Origin of the sequence: Actinophytocola sp. (assembly GCF_036002505.1) — a bacterium.
Lineage (GTDB): Bacteria > Actinomycetota > Actinomycetes > Mycobacteriales > Pseudonocardiaceae > DASYTH01.
Map to the genome: position 1 here is coordinate 1 of NZ_DASYTH010000441.1, position 23,779 is coordinate 23,779.

Here is a 23,779-nt window from a genome sequence, read left to right on the forward strand (position 1 = left end):
CCCGGTGCCGTGCCCAGTACAGCTCGTGAATGCTGGAGAACTCGCGCACGAAACCAGGTCGCTCCGGCCGCGGGCCGACAATGGACATGTCGCCACGGAGGATGTTCCACAGTTGCGGCAGCTCGTCGAGTGAGAAACGGCGCAGGAATCGCCCAACCGGTCCCACCCTGGCATCGCCGACGACCGACCATCGGGTCTGCGAGTCGTCCAGCACACCCGGCCGGACGCTGCGGATCTTGTAGATCTCGAACGTGCGGTCGTCCATGCCGACCCGCACCTGGCGGAAGATCACCGGACGGCCGCTCTCGAACAACACGGCCAGCGCGCACGCCGCGATCACCGGCCAGAGCACGGTAAGCGCGACCGTGGCCAGCGCCACGTCCATACCCCGCTTGATCCACCAGCTCGGCCGGCTGGTCGGAGCGGTGCTCAACCGCATGAGCGGGTAGCTGCGCAGCCGCTCGATGTCGGGTCCGTCGTGGTACAGCTCGAACATCCGCGGCACGACGAGGGTGGTGCAACCGAGGCGGTGTGCGGCGATCGCCGCGTCGATCACGAGCGGGTCACGCGCATGGGAGAACGCGAGGATGACCGTGCCCACCCGGTGCCGAAGGATCGCGGCGGACAGGTCCTCGTCGAGCAGGGCCACGGGGAGGTCGGCGGGGTCGAACCCAGGTTCCGGATCGACGAAGCCGACCGGCTGCAGCCCGAACTCCGGGTGGTCCCACATGGTCCTGACCAGGTCGACTCCGACCTTTCCCGCGCCGACCACGATCGCGCGGTCGCAGCGACCGAGGCGGCGTCTGGCCCAGCGTCCGAACGCGAACACGGCGAGCCGGACGGGTTCGCCGAATCCGGCGAAGGCCACGACGGTCCATTGCACCCCGGACACGTTCGCGGGCTGCGCGGCGACCAGCGCGACGCAGGTGAGCAGCGCGAACGAGGTCATGGTCGCGGTGACCGAGCGCGGGAGGTCGTGGAACCACGACAGCAGCAGGCGCCTGCGGTAGAGGCGGCTGCTTGCCCGTACACCGAGCAGCACGGCCCCCGTGACCGCGGTCCAGCCCGGATCCAGCCCCGTGGTCAGCGCCGCGCCCAGCACGGCGCCGACATCGACGAGGACGAGGAGGACCGCTACGGCGTTGACGCGGCTGGGCGCGTCCCGTGCCAGTAGCTCGCGCATCGGCCGGCGGCGGGCACGTCGATGCTGTGGCGCAGCGGTGGGGGCGAAGGCCGAAGCCACTCCGGTCAGCGTTGATCACCCTTTCGGTGGAAGTTTGGCCCATTGACCGTGTCACCCAATTGACTCCACCTGATCGAGTTCGTTGTTATCGTGCGTGAACAGGCGGGCGCTCGGGTTGCGCTTTTCGTCACTCGTTCGATTACAGATCCCCTCTTTTCGTGTGTTTTATCCGTGCTTTTTGAGCCCGTCTTCCCGGTCATCACCACACAGTTTGCCGCGTGCCGGTAGAAAACTCGAAGGGGGGCACGGGGTGGTTCGCCGGTGACCGGTTCATAATTCTGCGGCCATTCGAATTCGACCGCTTCAGAGGGACCCAGTGACCATCGAAGACGCCGCGGTGCGGGTGTGCGGCACGACGCATGTCGTGCTCCCCGCCTACAACGAGTCGGCAGCGCTGCCGCTCCTCCTGGGCCGGCTCGCCGAGCTTGCACGCACCGAGAAGCTCACGGTCTGGGTGGTGGACGACGGATCCTCCGACGCCACGGCCGAGACGGCCGCTACCGGCGTGCCGGGGCTCGACGTCCGGCTGGTGCGCCACCGGGTCAACCTGGGTCTGGGTCAGGCCGTGCAGTCAGGCCTGCGCGCGGTGCTCGAGACCGCGGTGCGGGAGGACGACATCATGGTCGTCATGGACGCCGACGACACCCACGACCCGGCGTTGATCCCCCGGTTGCGAGCCGAGATCGCCGCCGGCGCCGACGTCGCGATCTGCTCTCGGTTCGTCGTCGGCGGCGATGACGCCACCGCCCCTCTCGGGCGGCGGCTGCTCTCCCGCGGCGCCGCCGTCCTGCTCAACCACACGCTCAGGGTCGGCGACGTGCGTGACTTCACCAGCGGCTTCCGTGCGTACCGCGTCAGCCTGCTCGACCGGGCCGCGCGGCACTGGGGTGAGCGACTCATCGAAGAGCAGGGCTTCGCGTGCATGGTGGAACTCCTGCTCAAGCTCCGCCATTGCCAGCCGGTGATCACCGAGATCCCGCTGACCCTTCGGTACGACCGCAAGCAGGGCGCCAGCAAGCTCCGGCTCGTGCGGACGATCACTCAGTACCTCACACTCCTGGCACGGGACCGCCTGGCACCAGCCCCGTACCGGGCGCTGTGAACCCGGCGGGCGCGTCGCGCGTGGTAGTGGTCGGCGGCGGCATCTGTGGACTGGCGGCCGCTTACCGGCTCATGCGGGCGGGCCACCGGGTCACGCTGTTCGAGAGCAGCGACCAGCTCGGCGGGCTCGGCACCTTCTTCCGGTGGCGCGATGAGTGGGTCGAACGCTTCTATCACTGCATCATGCCCACCGACCGTGATCTGCTGGCCCTGCTGGCGGAGCTGGGCCTGCGGGACGACCTACGCTGGCGCCGGACCAGCATGGGCATGATCGTCGAGGGCTGCCACTACCCGTTCAACTCGGCGAAGGACCTGCTGCGGTTCACGCCGCTCATGCCGCGCGACCGCATCCGGTTCGGCGTGGCATCCCTGCTGTTGCGCCGGCTCGGCCGGAACAAGGACCTCGACGCGGTCCGCACCGAGGACTGGTTGCGCGACATCTATGGCGACGCGGTGTGGGAGACCCTGCTGGCGCCCATGTTCGGCTCGAAGTTCGGCGAGTCCTTCGGCGACGTGCCTGCGCTGTACGTCTGGCAGCGCCTGGGCCGGGAACGCAACGTGGCCACCCGCGGCTACCCCGCCGGCGGATACAAAACGATCATCGACGCCCTGCACACGGTGCTCCAGGAGGGCGGCGCCACGGTACGCACCTCCACCCCCGCGCTCCGCCTCTCCAACACGCGTACCCGGGCGCGCCTCGTGGTCCACGGCAACGAGACGATCGAGGCCGATCATGTCGTGTCGACGCTTCCGCTGCCCCTGCTGCGAAGCCTGGCCGACGAGGAACTCGCCGCTCGGCTGCCTACCGTCCACCTGCCGTATCAGGGGGTGGTCAACGCGCTGTTCTTCCTGCGTACCCCACTCACCGGCCACTACTGGACGCCGGTGCTGCGTTCGGGCACCGACTTCGACGGCGTGGTGGAGATGTCCACGCTGACCGGAACCGGATCTTACGCGGGGCGGCACCTGACGTATGCCATGCGCTACACGGACCGGGAATCCGAGCTGTATCAAGAGGACGATGCCAGCATCGCCGCGCGGTGGACCACCCAGCTGCGTGACCTCTACTCCCTCACGGACGACGCGGTCGAGGACGTCCAGGTCTTCAAAGCGCCGTTCGTGGAGCCCGTGTATCCGTTGGGATACCTCCAACGGCGACCACCCGTCGTGGTGCCGGGCACCCCGGTGCTGCTGGCGACGACCGCGCACATCTACCCGAAGGTCACCAGCTGGAACTCCAGCGTCCGCCTCGCCAATCAGGTCGCGGCAATGGTAGGCCCGGCGGCCCGGTCCGCGGCGACTTCGTGACAACCCCACCGCCCGCGCAGGGGCGGGGCAGAACGGCTCGGTGCACCAACATTTTGTGATGCGGCACTGCCACGTACCAGAACCGCGGACACGGTGAGCAGGTTGGCTCCCGTAACGGGCAGGTCACCGAATTGGGGACGGCCGCGATCAAGCAATAACTCGACCGGGCGACGGCTTGGCCATGGCCTCGGAAACCAAGAATCTCTCGAGCGAGAATCTCGGGAGTGTGTCACACGATGAGGTATTCGTCGGTGCGTGCTTAGTTCGTCCGCGGTAGCGTAGCGCCTCCTCTTGCTTTGTCGCTCTTTCGGAAAGGTACACGATCGAGTGACATAGTGGCTTTTGGCGTCCCTGCGGTATGACGAAGTGCAGTACGTTTCCTATCGGTGCGGGGTTCTGAGAACAGTTTTGACGCACCGTGCAAATCCTTCAATGGAGGGAGAAAAAAATGGGCATCATCCGTCGCATCGCCGCCGTGACGGGAGCGACAGTTGGCCTCGCTTTCCTGGGAACGCTCGTCACGCCGAGCGCATCGGCCGAAGAGCCGCCGGCTTGCTGCGTGGCCCAGTCCGGGTCCACATCTTCCGGTCTTCTCGGGCTCCGCCTCGATCTCGGTGGGCTGCTGGGCTTGGGCGGCTCCTGCCTGCAGAACAGCGGCGTTAGTTACAACTATTACTACTATTCCTACTATTACTATCCGTGGTGGATGACCGATCCGGGCGACGGCGATGACGGCGATGACGGCGATAACGGGGACGACGGGGACTCGGGCGACGGAGATAACGGTGACTGCGGCTGCAACAAGGAGGCAGGGACGACCGGCACCGAGGTAGCACCGGTTGCCAGGTCGGCCGCCAGCCCCGCGCCGTCGGCGAGTTCCACGCCAGCCGCCACGGTCTCCGCCGAGCTGCCGGCGGAGCACAAGCCGGCCACCGGTTCCGTGCCGGCCGAAGGCACCGCGCCTGTCGCGGCTCCGGTGGCGGCGGCCACCACTCCGGCGGACGTGGTTCCGGCGGATGCGCCTTCCGTGGAGGCGACTCCGGCGGACGCGGTCTCCGTGGACGCGGTCCCGACGGCGGACCTGACCACCGAGGTGGTCAGCGGTACCGCTGGTCCGGAGAGTTCCCCCGACGTGGTCGAGAACGAGACGGCGGCAACCGACACCGGCACCACGTCGATCGACGGCACGACGATGGAGTCCGGGCCTTCGACCGTGGCTTCGGACTCGGCGCCCGCCACCGCGTCGATCGTCTCGCCGGTAGCCGGCCTGGTCTCGGATCTCACCGGCCTCGATGCGGTAGCGACCGAACTGAGCTGACGGCGCATTCCGGATCAGTGCCAGGTCCCAAGTCCGGCGGTCATCTCGGCTACCGGACTTGGGACCCCTCGCTACTTCCCCATCCCTACAGAGAAGACAGGTGTCTGGTGACCGTGCCGTTCATGTCGTCCGGCTCTTTGTCCGCCGACCTGCTCGACCCGCTGCCCGATGAGAGCGTGGCAGTGGTGTTGGGTACCCGACCCGAGATCGTCAAGCTGTCGGTGGTGATCAAGCTGCTCGGCCGCAGGGCGCGGATCGTGCACACCGGACAGCACTACGACCCGGCCATGTCGGAGCTGTTCTTCGGCGAGATGCGTCTGCCGTGCCCCCATGTCCAGCTTGATGTCGGCGGCCGTACCAGGGCGAGCCAGATCGCCGCGGCCCTCGCCGGTCTCGATGCGAACTTCCGCGACAACCGGCCCCACGTCGTCATCGTGCAGGGCGACACGAACTCGACCGTTGCCGGCGCGCTCGCCGGCAACGCCTTGGAGGTGCCGGTGGTGCATGTCGAGGCGGGACTTCGCAGCTTTGATCGGTGTATGCCAGAAGAGCACAACCGGGTGGTGACCGACCACCTCTCCGATTTGCTGTGCGCGGCGTCGCCCGGAAACGTCGACAATCTCGCGCGCGAGGGCATCAGCGGCGGTCATGTGGTGCTCACCGGTAACCCGATCGTGGAAACGGTGCATGCACAACTGCCGCCGCCGACGGCCAGGACTTCCGTCCTCGAGTCCCGCGGGCTGCGGCCGGACGGCTACGTCGTGGCGACTCTGCACCGGCCGGAGAACACTGACGACCCGGCCGTACTCGCCACGATTCTGGCCGAGCTCGGGAAAGTGCGGCTGCCTGTGGTGTTGCCGCTACATCCGAGGACGGCCGCCGCGGTTGAGGCGAGCCACCTGTGGCACCTGCTCGACGGCACCGTCGTGGTGGAACCGCAAGGCTCCGGCACTTTTCTCAGTCTGGTCAGGCACGCCGCGCTGGTCATCACCGACTCCGGTGGCGTCCAGGAGGAGTGCACCGTCCTCAAGCGACCGTTCATCGCCGTACGCCGCTCGACCGAGCGTCCCGAGTCGCTGGGCGACTTCGGTGTGCTGGTTGACGTGGGGGAGCTCGTCAGCAAGACGGCAAACATGTGGCTGGACGACATCGGTGACCTGCACGCGCGGTTGAGCGTTCTGCCGAGCCCGTACGGCGACGGCACCGCCTCCCAACGCATTGTGAGCGAGATGGTAGAGCGGCTCGTCTCCCGGTGAACTCCCAACTCCGGCCGTCTTCTTGGGACTGCTGGTGCGCGGAGGTATGCCTTGAAGGACTCCTCAGGACATTGAACGTCCTGAAGGAGTCCTTTGCTCCTGCGGTCCTACAACTACAGCCGCACCTCGTAACCATCTTGGCGCCTCACGTCGCCGTGTTGGCCTGTGGCGTGGGTGTGTTGGCTGGTGACGACGCCGCCGGACACCGCTGACGACAACCCCGACGCGCACCCCGCCAACATGGCGACGCCGCAGGCCAACATAGCGACGCCGCAGGCCAACACGCCGAACCTCACGAAATGCGGCTGGAGTACTACAACTACACCCGCACTTGTCGGTAACGTGAGTGACAGGTCTGCCCGCAGGCGGACGGAAGTGCTTGAACGACGCTCGGCTCGCGGTTCGTCTCCTCAACCTCAGGATTCCGCTCGCTCGGTGTGGGGACGGCCTCCGAGGTGGTCGTCTCGGAAGACCCGGTGGTGGGCGGATTCTGGTCGTCGGTGTCCGGGCCGGGACCGGATGGCGTCGGCTCGACCGTGGAACTGGTCGGCGGTGGGTCAGACGGCGGGGTCGACGGCGGAGCCGAGGATGGCGTCGGGGTCGGGCTGGTCTCCGGTTCGGTGGTCGTGGGCGGTGCGCTGGCGGCCGGTGTGGGCGTCGGTGGCGCGGGTGGCACCGGGACCGGGGCCATCGGGGTCACACCGTGGGCGTACGCGTCGGCCCAGCTCAGCACCGTGTCGACGTAGGCGGCGGAGTGGTTGTAGCGGAACACCGCCGCGGCGAGCCGTTCGCGGTCGCGGAGGTCGCCACCGCCCGCGCACAGATACCTGGCGGCCGCGAGCGCGGCGTCGAAGACGTTGTGCGGGTTGGCTCCCGGCCAAGCGTATTTCCGCCAGGTGCCGGGTATGAACTGCATCGGTCCGACCGCGCGGTCCCAAACCGGGTCGTTGTCCAGTCTTCCGCCGTCGGTGTCGGGTATCGCCGCGACTCCCGGGCCACCGCTCAGCTGGGGGCCGAGGATGGGGTGCACGGTGGTGCCGGCGGAGTCGACCTGGCCGCCGCGCGCGTGGCCGGACTCGATCCGTCCGATTGCGGCGAGCGCGGGCCAGCCGAGGCCGCATCCGGGATCGCGGTCGGACGTCGCCCGTTCCGCTCGCTGGTAGGCCTGCAGCACGATCCCGGGTATGCCGGACTTTCCGGTGATCCGGGCGGACGAGACCGGCCGGACCGGTGGCGCCGGTTGACCGGCCACGTCCGGGCGGGCCGGAACCGGGTCTACCGGCGGGATCGGATCGAGCTCCGGCAGCTGGCCGGTGGCGCCGGGGGCCCCCAGAGTCAGGACCGGCTGGTTCCACGGCTCCTGGCGCGGCCCCTCTGGGCTGCTGGCCGGCGGCGGTCCGGGCGTGGCTGGATCGGTGATGGAGGCCGGAATGAGGACGGCCACCGCCAAGGCGGCCACGCCCAGCCTCTGGCGCAGGTGTTGGGTGTGGTGCGCTGGTGAGTTCAATCGTGGCCTCATGACAGGGACAGTCGGACGGCGATGGTGAGTGGGAGCGGTGGGGTGGATGCCGCCGGCACCGGTGGTCGAGCGCGCCGGTTGCCGGCGGCATCCTGGTGGCCAGCCGCACGCGGGGCTGGTCCGTGCCGCGTCAGGTCCTCATCGGACTGGACGGGCTAACTGTCCCGCTGCTTCGGCTCGAGCTTCACCCGGAGCCGCCGCTGGGCGACGTGCAGCGTGAGCAGTCCCGTGACCAGCATGGCCAGGCCGAGGAAGATCCACCAGACCAGGTCGCTGCCGGTCGCGGCGAGCGCGCCCATTCCGACTCCGGCGGTACCGCCGGTCATCGGACCGTTGTACATGTTGAACTCCCTACGGCGCCGTAATGGCCCGCCGGTGGCGGATGATGGCGCGGCTGATCGGGATTGCCGCCAGACCGAGCAGGCCCAGGCTGATCCACAAACCGGCGCCGGAGGCGAGCGGAATGGGGGGTGTCGCCGGTCCGCAGGTCGCCGACGAGATGATGACCTCGCCGCTGGCTACGCCGAGGACGTTCACCGTCAGGTGGAACGCGTTGACCGTGAGGCTGCCGTCGTCCGGGTTCACGATCTGCTCGTTGAGCACGAGCGTCGCGAGCCCGAGCAGATCGATCTTGGTGTTCGGTGCCGGGTTGAGCGGCAGTGTGATCCCGGCCAGGTTGACGTTGGCCAACGATGACGTACCCGTGATCGGGTCCTGGTCCTGGCCCTGGGTGGCCGAGCAGCTTGCCTGGATGAGGCCCACCGTGCCACCCAGGGCGCCGAGCGCGATTTTCACATTGGCGGTACTGGCGCTGGCCTTCACCTCGCCGGTCGCCTCGTCGTGCACCGCCGAGGTTTCCATCACTCCGGCGGAAATGAGCCCGGCGTCAAGGCTCGCCACGCTGGCCGACGTCGGACCGTTGGTGTTCGACACGGCGAGCGGACCGACGTTCACCGGTGAACCCAGGGGTATTGTCAGGTTCACCTTGGCCGCGAAGGCGGATCCGTCACCGACGTCCGCGGAGGCGGGCGCGGCAGCGATCAGTAGCGCTGCTGCTATCGATAGCCCGACCACCCCGCCGTGTCTGAACCTGTGGATCTTCACGCTGAACCTCCGATTCGTCATTACCCTCCGCCACAAGGCTTTCCATGGCGAAGTGATCGCATGCAGCGTCCATCGCTGATGATCTTTTCCGCAGGCCGACATGCGGGATGTCAGTCGATCGTGGACGTGGGAACGCACGATCGGGTGGTGTAGCGTGCGATCCACATAAGACAGTGACTAAGTTTTCCGACACGATGCCAAGCGATTGTCGGGAGTAACGGTGACGGCTATCAGCCTGATTCCGGCACGGTGGAACAGGACGGGTCCGATGCTGCTCGCGGCCGGGCTGGTGGTCATGGCGGCCGCACTGGTGGTGTTCCATACCGCATACCGAACGGCCGAGGTCATGTTGGCCGGTATCGTGGTGCGGTCCGCCACATCCTCCGGGGTTCATGTCTCCGGCGGGCGCCAGACCATCTACTTCGGACTCGGGTCACCCACACCGTTCGGACTGCGGATGACCCCCGAATGCACCTCGGCATTTCTTCTCCTGCCGCTGTTGCTCATCGGCGCCGGAATGATCCTGCTGCGGCCGGCCGTGACCCGCCGCGTCGCCAGCGCGCTGCTCGTCGCCGCGGCCGTGGTCGTCACGGTGAACCAACTCAGGGTGCTCACCCTGGTCGGCCTGATCAACTGGCTGGGCACCGACCGCGGCTACTACTGGGGGCACACGTTCTTCGGCTCGATGGTGAGCGTGTTCGGCGGTGCGGTGGCGTTGATCCTGTTCGTCTGGCTGGCGACCCGGCGTTCCCGGGCGGAACGACGAGCCGGCGAGCCCCCGCGACCAGGCAGCGAACACTAGTGGTACGGGAAGCGGCTACATGAACTATTCGTCGCTGGAGTTCGTGCTCGGGTTCACGCAGGCTCTTGCGTTGACGATGAGTGTCGCGTTCCTCACCTACGTGTGTCTGATCGTGGTCCCCTACCTGCGGCACAAACCGGTGAAGTCCGGTGACGCGACCGCGTTCGAGTGGCATTTCCTGATTCCCTGCCGGGACGAGGAGGCGGTCATCTCCGACACGGCCCGCTACCTCCGCGGCACGTTTCCGCGGGCGCATCTGTGGATCATCGACGATGATTCCGATGACCGGACCGCCGGCCTGGTACGGCGGCTCCGCGGTCGCGGCCCGGGCAGGGACGAGTTCGTTCACCTCATCCAGCGTCGCCGTCCGCGCGCGCGGACGGGGAAAGGGGACGCGCTCAACGCCGGGTATCGCTCCCTGCGGCGCTGGCTCGGCGCGCGGAACGGGCGGGGCGGTGCGCTCGACCCCGACCGGATCGTGGTGGTCGTGGTTGACGCGGACGGCCGACCGTCGCCCAACTGCCTGGACGTTTGCGCGGCGGAGCACCTGTTCGGCAATCCCGAGATCGGTGCCGTCCAGGTCGACGTGTGGATGTCCAACCGGAACGACCCGCCGCGGGACGCACGCCGGTCGTGGAGCCTCGGATCCACCCTGGTACGCATGCAGGATCTCGAGTTTCGCGCGGCCATCGCGGCAATCCAGATGTCCCGCAAGCACACCGGCACCATCTCGATGGGTGGGAACGGGCAGCTCACCCGGTTGTCCGCGCTGGATTCCGTCGCCGGCCGCGACAAGAGCCCGTGGCGCGGGTCGTTGCTCGAGGATTTCGAACTCGGGGTGCATCTGCTCACCGCCGGCTGGCGTACCGGGTTCACTGTGGACGCCCACGTCCAGCAGGAGGGGCTGTACAGCGTGCGGCGGTTCCTCGCCCAGCGCACCCGCTGGGGGCAGGGGACCATGCAATGCGCGCGCTACGTGCGCCGGATCTGGTCCTCCCGTTACATCACGACGCTGGGCGCGGCCGAGATGCTCTACTACCTCGCCCAACCGTGGATGCAGCTGATCGGGACGATCGTCTACCCGATTCCCTTCGTGCTCCTGGGAATCCGCATGATGCGGCAACCGGAGCAGGTGTGGAACTGGATAACCGACGGAGCCTGGATCCTGTTCACGGTATACGGATCCTTCGGGCTGCTGCCGTTCATCATCTGGGGACCGATCTACTGGGCGCGGTGTGAGCGCAAGGGCGGCTGGCTCCGCGGCGTGGGCTACGGGCTGACCTACGCCGTATACATTTACTCGTTCTACATCACCTCGTGGCGGGCCCTGGCCAGGCTGCTGCTCGGCCGCAACGGCTGGGCGAAGACGCGCCGGAACACCGAGCGGGGCAACCTCGACCTCGTCGCGGCCGAGACCTAGTCGCCGGTGATTCTGGTGTACTTGTTTGTCGACGTTGTTCTTGACGCCGGCAGAACGCGGCCGGCGGAACACGCCACCGGACGGTAATCCGATTAGGTGACATTGGTTCGATATGGCGCGGAAATCCGTATGATGGCCCGCGTCCGCACGAATTCTCCTTCGGGAGACGATAAGCATTGGATGGCTGTGGAGCTGCGTCGTGTCACAAGGGTGGCGGCGTTGTTAGGCGGTGTTCCCGTCACGATCTCGATGGTGCTCGGCGCCTGGCTGATCCATGACCCGTATCGGGACGCGGTACCCACCTCTGTCCAGAACGTCGGAACGTGCCACCGGTTCGCCAGCGTCGAGGAGTACTACAACACGGCGGATCTGCGCCCGCCGGTACCGTGCACGGAACCGCACCAGACGGAGACGATGTCCGTCGGCACGCTCACCGGCCCGCTGGCGCAGCGCGGGGACCGCCCGGGGCTCGAGGCGCTCAACCTGATGCGGAACGGGCTGTGCCAGGACGAGACCGCGATCCGGAAGTACCTCGGGGCGGCTCCGCGGGACGAGCACGGCTTCCTCCAGATCGTGGTCCGCTTTCCAGCTCCTGGCGAGTGGCGCGCCGGCTTGCGGCGCTACCGCTGCGAGTTGATGGCGACCGAGCCGGTGAACGGCGCCGCTCCGGTGCTCAAGGAGCCGCTCCGCAACGCGTTCCGCCGCCCCTACGGCGGCTGGTTCCGTCGTTGCGCCGCCGGTGCCCGGCCGGTGCCGTGCGCCCGGTCGCACGACGCGGAGTTCGTCAACGCCTGGCTGCCCGTACCGTCTGATGTGGACATCGAGGTATGGGCGGCGACGGCGTGCGCCCCCTACGTCGTCGAATACCTGGGTCGACCGGTGCCCGGCGAGTACCGGGTCTCGGCCACGCCGGTCGCCGGCAAGCCGGCCCCGACAGCCGCCTGCCAGCTGGCGGACACCAGCGGTGCGTCATGGACCGGCGCGCGCGCCGGCACGGCGGCGGAGTCGAACCGGTGAACCGGGTGCGGAGGATCGCCGAGCGGCACCCCCTCCGGGTCGCTGCCGGGGTCGGTGTCGCGTGTGCCGTGGGCATGATCGTGCGGCTGCTGCTGCCGACGCCGGTCGGCCTGGCCGATCAGGGCGACGGGCACCGGTTGCTCTGCCAGTTGGGGTTGCGCGCGGACATCCCGTGGGACGCGTCCCCCAACGCGTTCGTCCGCTTCACCTGGCTGAACTACCAGTTCGTCGGGGAAACCTGCGGCGCGAACGGAACCGGCCAGCCATACTTCTCCTCCGAGCTGCTGCTCCTGCGGATCGCGAGCTGGCTGACCGGGGCGTTCGGCCTGCCCGGAGGTCTTGATCTGCGCGTGCTCGGCGTGGTCTGCGCAGTGATCGCCGGGATCGCGGTCGGCTGGCTCGTCGCGGAGCTGCGCGGCCCGGTCCTCGGCCGCGCGGCGGTCGGCCTGGCCACCGCCGCTGTGCTCGCCGACCCGGGCTTCGCGGACTATTTCGTCTCGGCTTACTCCGAGCCGGCGAGCTTCCTCGGTGTCCTGCTGCTGTGTCCGGCGCTGGTTCGGCTGTTTCGGGAGCGGCAGCCGACCTGGCCGACGCTGCTCGTCACCGCGGTCGTGGCCGCGTTCGTGCTGACCAGCAAGACCCAGATGATCAGTCTTCTGCCCGGACTGCTGCTCGCGCTGCTGCTTCGTCCCGGCCCCGGCGCCGACCTGGTCGCCGAGGGGGACTCGCGGTCGACCCGCCTGCGCGCCGCGGCCCGGCGCCGCGCGGTGGCGGTCCTGCTCGCGACGGGGCTGGTCTGGCTGAGCGTGGCCTACCTGGCCGCGCAACCCAAACGCTTCTCCGAGGCCAACATGTACAGCCAGGTTTTCCTCACGATCCTGCCGAACAGCCCGGATCCGACCGACGACCTGCGGTGGTTCGGCCTGGACCCGCAACTGGCGAGCGGGTCGGGTAAACCGATCTCCGCTGTCGGGTCGGCCGCCATGCTCCCGGCCTACACCGGCTTCACCGAGCAGGTCACATTCGGCAAGGTGGCGATGTTCTACCTGAGCCATCCGGGCCGGTTGCCACACCTCGGCTTCGCGGGGCTCGCCGGCGCCGCCGATTTCCGGCCGCCGGCGACCTACCTGGCCAACCGTCCGGCCGGACCCGGCCAGCAGCCGAACGCCGCCGAGCACCGGCTCGAGACGGCCACCGGCCTGTTCGCGCTGTACGCGGCGGCGCCGGGACTGCTGGCGCTGCACTGGCTGGTCGCCACGATCGTGTTCGCCGTCGCCGCGTACCGCCGGTCCCCGATCGGGCGGACCGGATGCGTGGTGATGGCCGCGCTGTTCTGCCAGTTCTGGGCGGTACTCCTGTCCGAGGGCATGGCCGACCTCATCAAGCACATGGTCGTCGTCGACCTTCTCACCGCCCTCACGGTCCCGCTGGGTATCGCACTGTGGATAGGTCGCCGACGCCCGATGCCCGGACATACCACCTCGCAGCTTGCGGTCCGCACCGGCTGAAGGGCAATCGCGGTGGGGGGAAGGAACGTCACGTTGATGCCGTAGAGGGCAAGCAACGTCACGTTGCTTTCCCACCCAACCCGGATCAAGATCAACTCGACGTCCCTTCCAGCCTTGCTCGCCGCCCTCCTGAGCTACCGGACGCCCGGCTTTCCCCGACACCGTGTTCGCCAGTCAGCAAATCTGCGTGCATGAACCGGGCGGTGTTTCAACATGTTCAACATCAGCTACCGGGTGAATGGCTCACCGCCAGTCGCCCTCGCCACGTGAAGGTACCGCAACTGATCCGTTATCCCAATAGCGAAACAATGCAGGTGTGATCGGCGCTACTTGAGTACCAGCACTCTTCGCTTGGAGCCTGGATGACATCGCACGGAGAGGAGCCTCCTTCGCGCTCAGGACACACGAATAATCCTCCATGTTGTTGGTGAATCCTGTCCCGAATGCCGTTGGGGATCGATGGTTTTCGGCTCCCAACTCATTGCGGGCACGCCGTGCACGTCGCCGACGGGACAACCGTTCGTCGGCGGCACCGGCGTAATCTCGGGCACCGCCACTCTGACGTGTCTGCCCAGCCCGTTGAGCCTGATAGGAACCGCGAGTGGAACGATCGCGGTTACCTGGGTCGACGCCGACGTCCATGTGGCGGGCCACTCGACGATCAGCTGGAGCTTGGCTGTTTCCGGCCGCTGCTGGTGTTCACGGCGAGCGTCGCCAGCGGCGAAATGAACGGGTCGACGGTGGAGATGCCGTTGACGCTGACCGGCTTCACCGGGCTTTACGGCTTCTTCATCTTCCCACCGGTGACCGGCGCCAGCTTCGCCGGTACGGCCACCATGCTGCAACCTTAGGTAATCGATCTCGGCGCCCGGAAACGGGCAGCGTTCAACACGTTCAACACATCAGCCTCCCAGTGAATGCCTCACCGCCACCGGCCGGTGCCATAGTGAAGCCCGCTCCCACCTCAAGTGCTCGGGGCCTGCTCATCGCTGGAGGAAAACGCCGTGGTTGCTGTCATGGACCGCCGGGGAGAGGTCGCCAATCTCGTTCTCACCCGTTGGGGAGACCTGCTGAACGAGATCAGCGCGTCCGTCGTCGACCGGGACGCCGCCGAACTTCCGCCGCCGCCGGAGCTGATGGCCGCGGCGGCCTCGACCGGACTGCAGGCGTTGGCGCTGCCCAGGCAGGTTGGCGGAGAGGGCGTGGATCCGCTGACCTGGGGAATGGTGCTCGAACAGATCGGCTACCGATGTATGGACGTAGCGTTTCCGCTGCTCCTCAGCATTCGGACCACCATAGCGCAACTCCTGTACGAGACCGGCCGCGCCGACGTGATCGAAGGATATGTGATCCCCATTGCCGAGGGCCGGTGCGCGGCTGGCACCGCGTACACGGAGGACGCCGATGCTTTCGCGTTCCACACCCAGATTCACCGCAAGGGCGACGGCTACGTTCTGTCCGGTCACAAGGTCTACGTCACCGGCGGGCTGCTCACCGATGTCTTTCTGACCTACCCGCTGGACGAAGCCGGGGATATGGTGGCATGTCTGGTGCATCGCGATGATCCCGGTGTGCGGGTGACACCGGCCGACGGGCTCGGGCATCGGACGACGGCGGCGGGGACGGTCACCTTCGACGACGTTCTACTGCCGGCCGACCGGTTGGTGGCGGCAAGTGACGGGCTCACTCACGCCCAGCGGTTCCTTAGCGATCAGCGACTGTGGATCGTCTGTGCTCCGCTCGGTCGCGCCCAGGCGGTTCTGGAGGACTGCGTAGCGCGTTTGACGGGCACCATCCGCTATGGCGAATCCGTCGCGGGGATGAAGAACGTGCAATCGTCGCTCGGGCGAATGTATGTGGCGATCGAATCGGCCCGGGCCATGCTGTACCACGCGCTCAGCTACGTCACCGCGGGCGGTGCCGAACCCATATTTGATCCGGTTGTCTCGGCGGCCAAGTACTTCGTTGCCGAGCAGGTCCGGTTCGTGCTCGAGTTGGCTCTGCGCGTGCTCGGTGGTTACGGCTACTACGGAACGCCGCATCTGGGACGGTATATCCGCGACTACGCCGGTCTCGCGGTCGCGGCCGGCACACAGGACATCTTGGAGGTCAACCTGGGGGCCACCGCCGTAGCCCGCGCCGGCCGCGTGTGACAACGAACGCCGTAAAAATGAGAGGAATGAGCGACGGTCATGAATTTCGAGTTCACCGGAGTACTGCTTCGTTCGGCCGGCAACCGGAGCTCGGTACCGATACCAGCCGCGACGCTCGGCGACGCGCTCACCGAGCTGACCTCCCAGCTCCCGCAGATGGGGCGAATCCTGCTGGACAACACCGGCCAGTTACGCAGGGCGCACCGGCTGTTCCTCAACGGCGAGCTCGTGCCCAACCCCGACCGGACCATGGTGTTGTCCGAGAGCGACAGGATCGAGTTCCTCACCGCCATCGCCGGCGGATGACGTCGACTGGCGGAGATTCACATGGGCTCCGCGGAGCTGGAGGGCGCATTCTGGGGGGCGCGCGCCCAGGACTGGGCCGACATCCAGCAGCGCACCGTCCGACCGGCCGCGCTCGCCGTCCTTGCCGAACTCGGCCCGTGGCCGGGGCGGACCCTGCTGGACATCGGCTGCGGCGCCGGTGACTTCGCCAGCCTGGCCAGCAACCGTGGCGCGGTGGTCCTCGGACTGGACGCGTCAGCTGCGCTGATCGATATCGCGCGACGGCAGGCCCCCACGGGCCGGTTCCTGGTCAGCGACATGGAACACATACCGTTTGCCGACAACGCCTTCACCACTGTGACGACGTTCAACAGCCTGCACCTCGCCAGCGACCCCACGCTGGCACTCCAGGAGGCGATCCGGGTCACCCGGCCCGGCGGTAGCTTCGTCGCCGTGACGTGGGGCCCACCATCCGAATGCGACGCGGCCACATACCTCATCGAAATCGGCGGGCTGCTGCCACCGGACACGCCGACACCGCTGGATCCCTCGGATCCGGACGCCCTGAAAGGCCTGCTGACCAGGGCCGGGCTGGTTCCGTCTCCCTGGCGGGTGGTGCCCTGCCCATGGGAATACGCCGACCTGGAAACGGCTCTCTGCGGCCTGTTGTCCACCGGCCCGGCAATGCGGGCGATCAACCACTCCGGACAGATCCAGGTGATCGAGACCATCGCCGAGTCGATCTCACCCTACCGCCGCGGCGACGGCACCTACCGGCTCGACAACACCTGTTACTACGTCGTCGCGACCGTCGACCGGAAATGAAGGTCCACCTCGGTGAGGTAGCCGGGCAGGTGGGCATCGCCGCGCTGGCCGTCAGCCGGTATCGGCGCTCCGGTGGTCAGCATCACCGGCACCGTCCCGGCCCAATGCGGCAGAGCCAGGTCTTCCGGGGTGTCTTTCGGTCCACCGGCGCGGATTCTGGCCGTCGCCTCGTTCAGTGCGAGCTCCAGCACGGTCGTCGTGGCGAGCTCCCGTTCGGTCAGTGGACGGGTGTCGGCGAGCCGGCCCGGCACCACCTTCTCGATCAGCGTATGGAACATCCGTCGCTTGAGTGCCGTGTCCTCGACCACGTGCGCCAGGCCGTGCACGATCACGCAACGGTAGTTGAGCGAGTGGTTGAAAGCCGCGCGGGCCAGCACGAAGCCGTCGATCGACGTCACCGCCAGGCAGACGTCCAGCCCGCCCTGGCCGGCTGCCGAGAGCGGCCGGCCGCCGGGCGAACCGTGGACATACACCGCGTCGCCGAGGCGCACGTACATCAGGGGCAGTACGGCCGGATGCCCGTCGGCGACGAAACCCAGGTTGCAGACGAACGCGGCGTCAAGGATGTCGTGGATGACGCGCCGGTCCCGGAGGATGCGGTCCTTGTGCCGGCGTGGCGTGGTGCGTGGGGTTGTCGGGTAGGAATCGGACGGCGACATCACCCTCTCCCTGCCGGGCCGTCGGGTTGGTGGGCAATGAACGGTTTGATGATCTTGTCGGTCTTGGTGGCCATGAGTGCGAATGCCCGCTCGCTGTCCGGGAACGCGAAATGATGGGTGGTGAGCGGCGTCAGGTCGACCCGCTTGTTCCGCACCAGCCGCAGCAGCCGGGTCATCCACTCCCGGCCGCCGGGGCAAAGCCGCGTCCGGATGGTCTTGTCGCCCATTCCGCGACCGAATCCCTCATGCGGGATGGTCAGATCGCCGACGTGGTAGCCGATGTTCACCACCACACCGCCGGCCCGGGTGACCCGCAGGCAGTCGGCGAACGCCTCCGGTGTGCCGGCGGCCTCGATCGCCGCGTCGACACCGCCGCCGGACAGCCGGGTGACCTGCGCCACCGTGTCGTCCCGGTTCGGATCGACGACGAGGTCGGCGCCGAAGGAGGTGGCGCGCGCCGCGCGGTCGGGTTCAGGCTCGACCGCGATGACCAGACCGGCGCCGAGCAGCCGGCAACCGGTGACAGCACACAGACCAACCGGTCCCTGGCCGAACACGGCCACGGTGCCCCCCGGAGGGATCTGGGCGTCCAGGGCGCCGGCCAGGCCGGTGCTGAACATGTCGGTGGCGTAGATGACCTGCTCGTCCGACAGCTCCGCCGGTACACCGGTCAAATTGAAGTCCGCGTCGTTGACGTGAAAATAGTCGGCCAGGCAGCCGTCCTTCCGTGACGTGAACTTGTAGCCACCCATCATGGTGTTGCCGCACTGGCCGGGTGTGCCGCGCTGGCAGGCATCACAGCAACCGTCGGGTGTGACAGCGCTGAGGGTGACCCGGTCTCCCACGGAGAAGCGCGTGACATCAGCTCCCACGCGGGACACCATCCCGACGCTCTCGTGGCCGAGCACCCGTCCGACGGGCATTGTCATGCCACCGTTCACGTGACGGATGTCCGAAGTGCAGATGGAGGACGCGGTGGTGCGCACCACGGCGTCTCTCGGTCCGGGGACCGGGACGGGCTTGCGCACGAAACCGACCCGGCCAGGGCCGAGAAAGGCCAGCGCGTTCATCACGTCAGACACGTGCGGCTCTCCCGGCGACTAGCGGCTCCGACATCACTTTGGTGAGGATGGCCAGTGCCTGGCCGATTTCCGTGGCTGTCACCGTGAGCGGCGGCAGCAACCGGACGACGCAGCCGTCCAGCCCGCCCACCTCCACCACCAGACCCGCCCGGAACGCGGCCGTTTGCGCCGCCCGGGCCAGGGCTGCGGCCGGCGCGCCGGTCTGCGGATCGGCCAGCTCGACACCCCACATCAGCCCGACTCCGCGGACGTCGGCAACCCACGGGCTGCACTCGCGTAGCGCGGTCAGGCCCGCGCCCAGTTGTGCTCCCCGCGCCAGCACATTCGCCAGCACGTCGTCCCGCCTGATCACCTCGAGCGCCGCGACACCGGCGGCGAACGCGAGTTGGTTGCCGCGGAAGGTGCCGGTGTGCGCGCCGGGCGCCCAGCCGTCCAGCGCACGGGCGTAGCAGATCAGCGCCACGGGCAGTCCGATCCCGGTCAGCGCCTTGGATGCGACGATGACATCGGGTTCGATGCCGTAGCGCTCGAATGCGTACCACGTACCGGTGCGGCCGCAGCCGGTCTGTACCTCATCGACGATCAACGGGATATCGAGGTCACGGGTGGTCTTCCGGACGCGCCGGACGAATTCCGGCGTGGCCGGGATGACGCCGCCTTCTCCTTGCACCAGTTCCAAAATGACCGCGGCCGGCTTCGGTATCCCGCTCTGGGAGCTGGTCAGCACGTGCTCGAAATATGCGGCGCAGTTGGTGTCGCACTCTTGCGGAGTCAGCCCGAGCGGGCAGCGGCGGCAATACGAGTACGGTAGGAAATGCACCCCCGGTAGACCGTTGTTGACCGGCTGCTTGACACCGACGTCGCCGCTGACGGCCATGGCGCCTGCGGTGCTGCCATGGAAGCCACCATGAAAGGCGATGATATCGCCTCGGCCGGTTGCGGACTTGCACAGTTTGATCGCGGCCTCCACCGCGTTGGCGCCAGTCGGACCGCAGAAATGCACCTTCATGGCGTCTCGCAGGACCGGCGGCAGCATGCCCAGCTGGGCCGCGGTGAACGCGTCCTTGACCGGCGTGGGGAAGTCCAGTCCGTGCACGTACCTGGCGAGTTGTGCCCGCACCGCCGCGACCACCTCAGGGTGATTGTGGCCAAGGGAGAGCACACCCGCGCCGGCAAGGAAATCGAGGAAGACGTTGCCGTCGACGTCCTCGACGTAGCTACCCTGCGCCCGCCGCACCGCAATGGGCAGGTACCGGGGATAGGTCCGGGCGTTGGATTCGTACCTCTCCTGCCGGGCCAGATACTCCTGGCTGAGCGGGCCCGGGGGCGGAGTGCGGATGCTCGGGGCATCAAACGGGGTCATGGCGGGCAGACAATCCGGTAGTGGTCACCGCCGTGGCGGCTCCGCGCGGCTGGACGTGGTTGGTAGGTCCGGGCAGGCACGCGCGCAGGGAATCCCGGATCACGGCCGCGCGCACCGACAGCAGGCTGAACGAGCCGGAGTCACCGATGCCGTGCGACGACTCGCACAGACCGTTGAGAAACAGCGGCGGTGTGCCGTCATCGTGCGCGGCGAGGCGGTAATCGTCGCCGACCACGAGATAGCCGTCGGCATCGAACCGGAACCGGTCGACGATGCCGGCCAGCAACGGTGGGTACGGCTCCTGGTGCGGTCCGGGGCCGAGGTCTCGGAACCCGGTCGCCAGCACGACCAGATCCACCGTGTCGCGCTCGCGGGCACCGGTGTGCAGTTCGGCGATGCCCAGGTCCACGCCGGAGTCGGTGGTCCTGACGCTGTATACCTGCCGGTTGCCACGGACGGAGAGCCGCTGCCTGCCCTCCAGCCTCTCCTCGTACAGGAGCAGATACAGCTCCTTGAGCACGTCGTCGTCGGCCGACGAGTAGTTCGTCAGCCGCAGATAGGTGTCCAGCTCGTGCTTGCTTGCCCGGCTCGCCCGGTGGTAGTAGGTCGTGAAGTCGGGGAAGAAACCTTCCTCACTGAATGGGCTGGTGTCTTTCAGGCGCAAGCCGAACGAGCGCACGTAGGTGGTGATGCGGGCCCGCGGAAACCGTTTGGCCAGGTCCAGCATCAGCTCCACGGCACTCTGGCTTCCGCCGATCACCGCCACACTTGTCAAGGCCGTGGCAAGCGTCTCAAGGCAATTCAGGTACTGAGTCAGGTGGACGACACGCGGTGAGGAGACGGTGTCGAACGGCGCTGGAACGTAGGGTGTCCGACCCGGTGCCAGCACCAGCGACCGGCCATGACGGCAAGCGCTGCCGGCGGTGCGGACCGTGTAGATCATTGTGTGCTGATGCCGGGTCAGGCGGATGTCGCGCACCGGAGCGCCGAACTCCGCCATGTATGCCATGTGTCCGGTCGTCCAGGAAATGTACTGTGCGTACTCCTTGCGTAGCGGAAACTCGACCGGAAGGTTCAGGTGTTCCAGCAGCCGGCCCTCTTCGAACAGGTAGTTGATGAAGGTGTAACGGCTGCGCGGGTTGCGCAGGCTGACCAGGTCACGGCAGGGATGGTTCTGAATATTGGAACCGTCCAGCAGCATGCCGCGCTGCCAGACCGGATCACGCTGCGCTTCCAGAAAAAGCGCAGCCGTACCCGGCATGCCCTCTTCGAGAGCGATGGCGAGGGCAACATTGGCCGGGCCGAACCCGACGCCAAGAACGTCATAGAGCCGCAAATGTCATCCCCTACCGTCACGAACGGGTTTATCGTGTTTCCGTATAGGGCGCCCTGTCGGACCGTGCATTATGGACCGTCAAATACCGGAATGTCAGTACACACGGAGACGCCAGTACCGGCAACCCCTTGGCCGGCCGCTCATGTTGAACGTGTTGAAGGCGGCGGCCCGCGGATCTCCGTTTGGGTCAGGGTGCCTCGCCAGGCCGGTGCACCTGGAGGCTGGCGGTGCGGTGCAGGAGTCGCTGTACTGCGGGGAGGTGCCGGACGGAGTCGAGGCGTTGGAGCAGGGTGGTCAGGGCCGTGGTGGCGCGCGCGGACTGTAGGTACGGGTAGTCGTCGACGAGGCGCTGTGTCGTGGCGCATGCGACGGAGAGCAGTCCGGTGTCGAGCTGGCGTTGGGCCAGCGCCGCCAGGGTGAGCACGCGAGAGCGGCGCTCGCTGGCAGGGTAGTGCCGAAGGGCGATGTGCAGCGCGGCGATGGCGGCGCGGGTGTCTCCAGCGAAGGTCCGGATACAGGCGGTTTGGTAAGCCAGCTCGCCCGCGTGGTAACAGCCGAAGACCGGCAGCGGGCCGGTGGCGCGTTCCAGCTGGCGGTGGGCGGCGTCGCGGTGCAGCAGGGCGGTCTGGAGCTGGCCGAGCGCGGCGTGACAGACCGCGGCCTGGGCATGCAAGGACGCTTCGGTGCACGGCTGCGCCCGACCGCTCGTCGTGGCCAGTGCGGTACCGGCCAGCTCGAGTCCCGGCTCGTGGTGACCGAGCTGGTGTGCCTGTTGGCTCATCGCGCGCAGCACGATGGCATAGCGGATCGGATCGGCTCCGCGGGCGGCCAGTGCCAGCGCGGTGAGGTAGTAACGCTGGGCCAGGCCGTGCTCCTCGCAGTCGAAGCTTTTGAAACCGGCCAGCAGGACGAGATCGGTTGCTGCGCCGAGCATCTCGTGATGCGTGGTCTCGGAAGCACGAGCGCGCAGCCAGGTGGTGATGTCGTGGGCGAGATAGGCGGTCAGGGCGGTGCGGGCGTGGCCGCCGCCGAAACCGCGGTCGGCCATGGCGAGGATGCCGGCCATGCGGTGGGCGGCGTCGACGTGCGGCGCCGCGATCCTCCCCCGGCCGCCTTGGGGGCCGGGTTCGACCCATGCCTGACTGGCCGCCTGGGGCCAGCCGGGAACGGCCAGCGCGTGGAGCTGGTAGAGCGTCTGGCGCAACCTGGCGTGACCGGTCGGATCCGCGTCCGCATGGGTCAACCCGAGCAGGGCAGCGACCGGATCACCGGGTTGACGCGGTTCGGGAACCGTGGCCGGGTCCGGAGAAGGTGCCAACCCGATATCGGCGACGGTGAGCGCGCGACCCAGTCTCCGGGACAGTGCCTCGGCGATCAGGCCCGGGGTCTCGCCGCGAGGGCAGGTGCCGGAAAGCCAGTGGGCCACCGCGGTGCGGTCGTAGCTCAACACGAGGCCGACCTCCGCGCCGACGTTGTTGACGGCCCGGGCCAGTCCTTCGTGCGACCAACGGGTCCGTCCGAGCAGGGCCCGGAGATGATCGTTGGGTTTCTGCCGGCCGCTCGCCATGACAGCTCCCGGTGCCCAGGTCGCGGACGGGCACCAGGCCACGGAAACCGGCCGCGGGCGATGACCTTCGGTGCGTGAGCGGTCGACTGTCCTGCCGATTCGGCCGCGTGAGCGTCAACCGCTCCGCACCGCCGAGGCCGACCCGCCGCCATTCGGCACTCGCTCTCCGTGACTCCAACCAACCAATTGAAGAGGGGTTCGACGTGCGCACCGTTAAGCCTGAGCGGTGGGTGGCGTTGTCACGAGCCCACAATGATCTTTTGAACGAGTTCTTGGCATGATCCGCACCTCGCCTGCCGGATGATCAATTCTTGGCGCCCCCGCACATTGCATATCCACCGCAGCACTCCCTGTTACATCAATTGTGCTTCGTGTTCAGCGGTTGCTCGAGTGACCTGCGCTTCTGTCCCGCCAGGCGGGGTCCAGTTCCGCTTCACTTGAAGACGGCCTGGGCGAGTTCGGTGCTGAGGGATTTCAGCCCGATGAGCGGGCAGTCGAGGTTGGGCTTGACCTCCTCGATCAACGGGACGAGCCGGTCGCCGGTCAGCGGCCCGTCGGTGAGTTCGACCTCGATGACGACCGGCCCGTTGAACGGATTCGTGTTCACGTGGAAGCTCGCTTTGCTGCCGTGCGGGCCGGGCCAGTCGATGGTCAACGTGCCATCAATAGTGAGGAGTGGTTCGCACGGCAACCCTGACCCGGCCGTGGCACGGCCGGTACCCTTGATCGTCGCTGAAGCCAGGTCCGGGAAATCATGGTTCGGTGACATGCAGTTGATCAGGACGCCGTCCACCTGGACATCCGCCTCGGTGGTCGAGCCTTTCAACGACGGGTCGAAGCTCGGCTCCGGGACGGCCAGCACGGTGGTCGCGCCGAGCACCAGTGCCAGCAGCGCACGACGGGTTCTACGCAT

The 23,779-nt window shown here is 67.6% G+C and carries 22 protein-coding genes; 12 read left to right on the top strand and 10 right to left on the bottom strand.

Features of this window, described 5'->3' with window-relative positions; translation table 11 throughout:
* The coding region (locus VGR06_RS39190; protein WP_327564300.1) for a sugar transferase at positions 1–1,183 on the bottom strand (1,183 nt) is incomplete at its 3' end.
* A 376-nt stretch (positions 1,184–1,559) separates the two neighbouring features.
* Between VGR06_RS39190 and VGR06_RS39195 the strand changes: the two genes are divergently transcribed.
* The 4 genes from VGR06_RS39195 (at position 1,560) to wecB (ending at position 6,226) form a co-directional block, all read left to right on the top strand.
* Positions 1,560–2,345 (top strand): glycosyltransferase, encoded by a 786-nt coding sequence (locus VGR06_RS39195; RefSeq protein WP_327564301.1) that lies wholly within the window; start codon positions 1,560–1,562, stop codon positions 2,343–2,345.
* A gap of 20 nt (positions 2,346–2,365) precedes the next feature.
* The gene (locus tag VGR06_RS39200; RefSeq protein WP_327564302.1) at positions 2,366–3,652 is read left to right on the top strand and encodes an FAD-dependent oxidoreductase; all 1,287 of its coding nucleotides are present in this window, start codon (positions 2,366–2,368) and stop codon (positions 3,650–3,652) included.
* Between the two features lie 448 nt (positions 3,653–4,100).
* On the top strand, positions 4,101–4,970 hold the full coding sequence (locus VGR06_RS39205) for a hypothetical protein (protein ID WP_327564303.1): 870 nt from the start codon (positions 4,101–4,103) through the stop codon (positions 4,968–4,970).
* A 107-nt stretch (positions 4,971–5,077) separates the two neighbouring features.
* The gene (wecB, locus tag VGR06_RS39210) at positions 5,078–6,226 is read left to right on the top strand and encodes a non-hydrolyzing UDP-N-acetylglucosamine 2-epimerase (protein WP_327564304.1); all 1,149 of its coding nucleotides are present in this window, start codon (positions 5,078–5,080) and stop codon (positions 6,224–6,226) included.
* Positions 6,227–6,545: 319 nt separating this feature from the next.
* Here the strand turns inward: wecB and VGR06_RS39215 are convergent, their stop codons facing one another.
* From VGR06_RS39215 to VGR06_RS39225, 3 genes are all read right to left on the bottom strand, one after another.
* Entirely contained in the window at positions 6,546–7,745 is a 1,200-nt protein-coding gene (locus tag VGR06_RS39215; protein WP_327564305.1) for a lytic transglycosylase domain-containing protein, read from the bottom strand.
* Between the two features lie 155 nt (positions 7,746–7,900).
* Positions 7,901–8,086 carry a peptidase gene (locus tag VGR06_RS39220; RefSeq protein WP_327564306.1) on the bottom strand — a complete coding sequence of 62 codons (186 nt, stop codon included), beginning with the start codon at positions 8,084–8,086 and terminating at the stop codon, positions 7,901–7,903.
* A 10-nt stretch (positions 8,087–8,096) separates the two neighbouring features.
* Positions 8,097–8,819 (bottom strand): choice-of-anchor P family protein, encoded by a 723-nt coding sequence (locus VGR06_RS39225; RefSeq protein ID WP_327564307.1) that lies wholly within the window; start codon positions 8,817–8,819, stop codon positions 8,097–8,099.
* Positions 8,820–9,069: 250 nt separating this feature from the next.
* Between VGR06_RS39225 and xrtP the strand changes: the two genes are divergently transcribed.
* From xrtP to VGR06_RS39265, 8 genes are all read left to right on the top strand, one after another.
* Positions 9,070–9,651 (top strand): exosortase P, encoded by a 582-nt coding sequence (gene xrtP, locus VGR06_RS39230; protein ID WP_327564308.1) that lies wholly within the window; start codon positions 9,070–9,072, stop codon positions 9,649–9,651.
* A gap of 19 nt (positions 9,652–9,670) precedes the next feature.
* The gene (locus tag VGR06_RS39235) at positions 9,671–11,071 is read left to right on the top strand and encodes a glycosyltransferase family 2 protein (protein ID WP_327564309.1); all 1,401 of its coding nucleotides are present in this window, start codon (positions 9,671–9,673) and stop codon (positions 11,069–11,071) included.
* A gap of 210 nt (positions 11,072–11,281) precedes the next feature.
* Positions 11,282–12,088 (top strand): septum formation family protein, encoded by an 807-nt coding sequence (locus VGR06_RS39240; RefSeq protein WP_327564310.1) that lies wholly within the window; start codon positions 11,282–11,284, stop codon positions 12,086–12,088.
* Positions 12,043–13,596, top strand: a complete 1,554-nt coding sequence (locus tag VGR06_RS39245; protein ID WP_327564311.1) for a hypothetical protein — start codon at positions 12,043–12,045, stop codon at positions 13,594–13,596. Before VGR06_RS39240 ends, VGR06_RS39245 begins: the two co-directional genes overlap by 46 nt.
* 443 nt (positions 13,597–14,039) lie before the next feature.
* Positions 14,040–14,447: a hypothetical protein gene (locus tag VGR06_RS39250; protein ID WP_327564312.1), complete on the top strand. Its 408-nt coding sequence runs from the start codon at positions 14,040–14,042 to the stop codon at positions 14,445–14,447.
* 153 nt (positions 14,448–14,600) lie between these two features.
* Positions 14,601–15,749, top strand: coding sequence for an acyl-CoA dehydrogenase family protein (locus VGR06_RS39255; protein WP_327564313.1), 1,149 nt, complete (start codon positions 14,601–14,603; stop codon positions 15,747–15,749).
* A gap of 39 nt (positions 15,750–15,788) precedes the next feature.
* Positions 15,789–16,055, top strand: coding sequence for a MoaD/ThiS family protein (locus tag VGR06_RS39260; RefSeq protein WP_327564314.1), 267 nt, complete (start codon positions 15,789–15,791; stop codon positions 16,053–16,055).
* Positions 16,056–16,076: 21 nt separating this feature from the next.
* Positions 16,077–16,859: a class I SAM-dependent methyltransferase gene (locus VGR06_RS39265; RefSeq protein WP_327564315.1), complete on the top strand. Its 783-nt coding sequence runs from the start codon at positions 16,077–16,079 to the stop codon at positions 16,857–16,859.
* Here the strand turns inward: VGR06_RS39265 and VGR06_RS39270 are convergent.
* The 6 genes from VGR06_RS39270 to VGR06_RS39295 form a co-directional block, all read right to left on the bottom strand.
* Positions 16,829–17,518 (bottom strand): pyridoxamine 5'-phosphate oxidase family protein, encoded by a 690-nt coding sequence (locus VGR06_RS39270; RefSeq protein WP_327564316.1) that lies wholly within the window; start codon positions 17,516–17,518, stop codon positions 16,829–16,831. The genes VGR06_RS39265 and VGR06_RS39270 overlap by 31 nt on opposite strands.
* Positions 17,518–18,600, bottom strand: coding sequence for a zinc-binding dehydrogenase (locus VGR06_RS39275; protein WP_327564317.1), 1,083 nt, complete (start codon positions 18,598–18,600; stop codon positions 17,518–17,520). The genes VGR06_RS39270 and VGR06_RS39275 overlap by 1 nt, the downstream gene beginning before the upstream one ends.
* Positions 18,593–19,963, bottom strand: a complete 1,371-nt coding sequence (locus VGR06_RS39280; protein WP_327564318.1) for a diaminobutyrate--2-oxoglutarate transaminase family protein — start codon at positions 19,961–19,963, stop codon at positions 18,593–18,595. The genes VGR06_RS39275 and VGR06_RS39280 overlap by 8 nt, the downstream gene beginning before the upstream one ends.
* Positions 19,950–21,299: a SidA/IucD/PvdA family monooxygenase gene (locus tag VGR06_RS39285; RefSeq protein ID WP_327564319.1), complete on the bottom strand. Its 1,350-nt coding sequence runs from the start codon at positions 21,297–21,299 to the stop codon at positions 19,950–19,952. Before VGR06_RS39285 ends, VGR06_RS39280 begins: the two co-directional genes overlap by 14 nt.
* Positions 21,300–21,486: 187 nt before the next feature.
* Positions 21,487–22,866, bottom strand: a complete 1,380-nt coding sequence (locus VGR06_RS39290) for a hypothetical protein (RefSeq protein ID WP_327564320.1) — start codon at positions 22,864–22,866, stop codon at positions 21,487–21,489.
* Positions 22,867–23,299: 433 nt separating this feature from the next.
* Positions 23,300–23,779, bottom strand: a complete 480-nt coding sequence (locus VGR06_RS39295) for a hypothetical protein (protein ID WP_327564321.1) — start codon at positions 23,777–23,779, stop codon at positions 23,300–23,302.

What these genes read in the sequence shown, in the direction of transcription:
- VGR06_RS39260 (WP_327564314.1), top strand. Translation starts at nt 15,789, where the DNA reads ATGAATTTCGAGTTCACCGGAGTACTGCTTCGTTCGGCCGGCAACCGG.
- VGR06_RS39250 (WP_327564312.1), top strand. Translation starts at nt 14,040, where the DNA reads ATGCCGTTGGGGATCGATGGTTTTCGGCTCCCAACTCATTGCGGGCAC.
- VGR06_RS39235 (WP_327564309.1), top strand. Translation starts at nt 9,671, where the DNA reads ATGAACTATTCGTCGCTGGAGTTCGTGCTCGGGTTCACGCAGGCTCTT.
- VGR06_RS39265 (WP_327564315.1), top strand. Translation starts at nt 16,077, where the DNA reads ATGGGCTCCGCGGAGCTGGAGGGCGCATTCTGGGGGGCGCGCGCCCAG.
- VGR06_RS39280 (WP_327564318.1), bottom strand. Translation starts at nt 19,963, where the DNA reads ATGACCCCGTTTGATGCCCCGAGCATCCGCACTCCGCCCCCGGGCCCG.
- VGR06_RS39295 (WP_327564321.1), bottom strand. Translation starts at nt 23,779, where the DNA reads ATGCGTAGAACCCGTCGTGCGCTGCTGGCACTGGTGCTCGGCGCGACC.
- VGR06_RS39245 (WP_327564311.1), top strand. Translation starts at nt 12,043, where the DNA reads ATGGACCGGCGCGCGCGCCGGCACGGCGGCGGAGTCGAACCGGTGAAC.
- VGR06_RS39220 (WP_327564306.1), bottom strand. Translation starts at nt 8,086, where the DNA reads ATGTACAACGGTCCGATGACCGGCGGTACCGCCGGAGTCGGAATGGGC.
- VGR06_RS39290 (WP_327564320.1), bottom strand. Translation starts at nt 22,866, where the DNA reads ATGGCGAGCGGCCGGCAGAAACCCAACGATCATCTCCGGGCCCTGCTC.
- VGR06_RS39215 (WP_327564305.1), bottom strand. Translation starts at nt 7,745, where the DNA reads ATGAGGCCACGATTGAACTCACCAGCGCACCACACCCAACACCTGCGC.
- VGR06_RS39270 (WP_327564316.1), bottom strand. Translation starts at nt 17,518, where the DNA reads ATGTCGCCGTCCGATTCCTACCCGACAACCCCACGCACCACGCCACGC.
- VGR06_RS39205 (WP_327564303.1), top strand. Translation starts at nt 4,101, where the DNA reads ATGGGCATCATCCGTCGCATCGCCGCCGTGACGGGAGCGACAGTTGGC.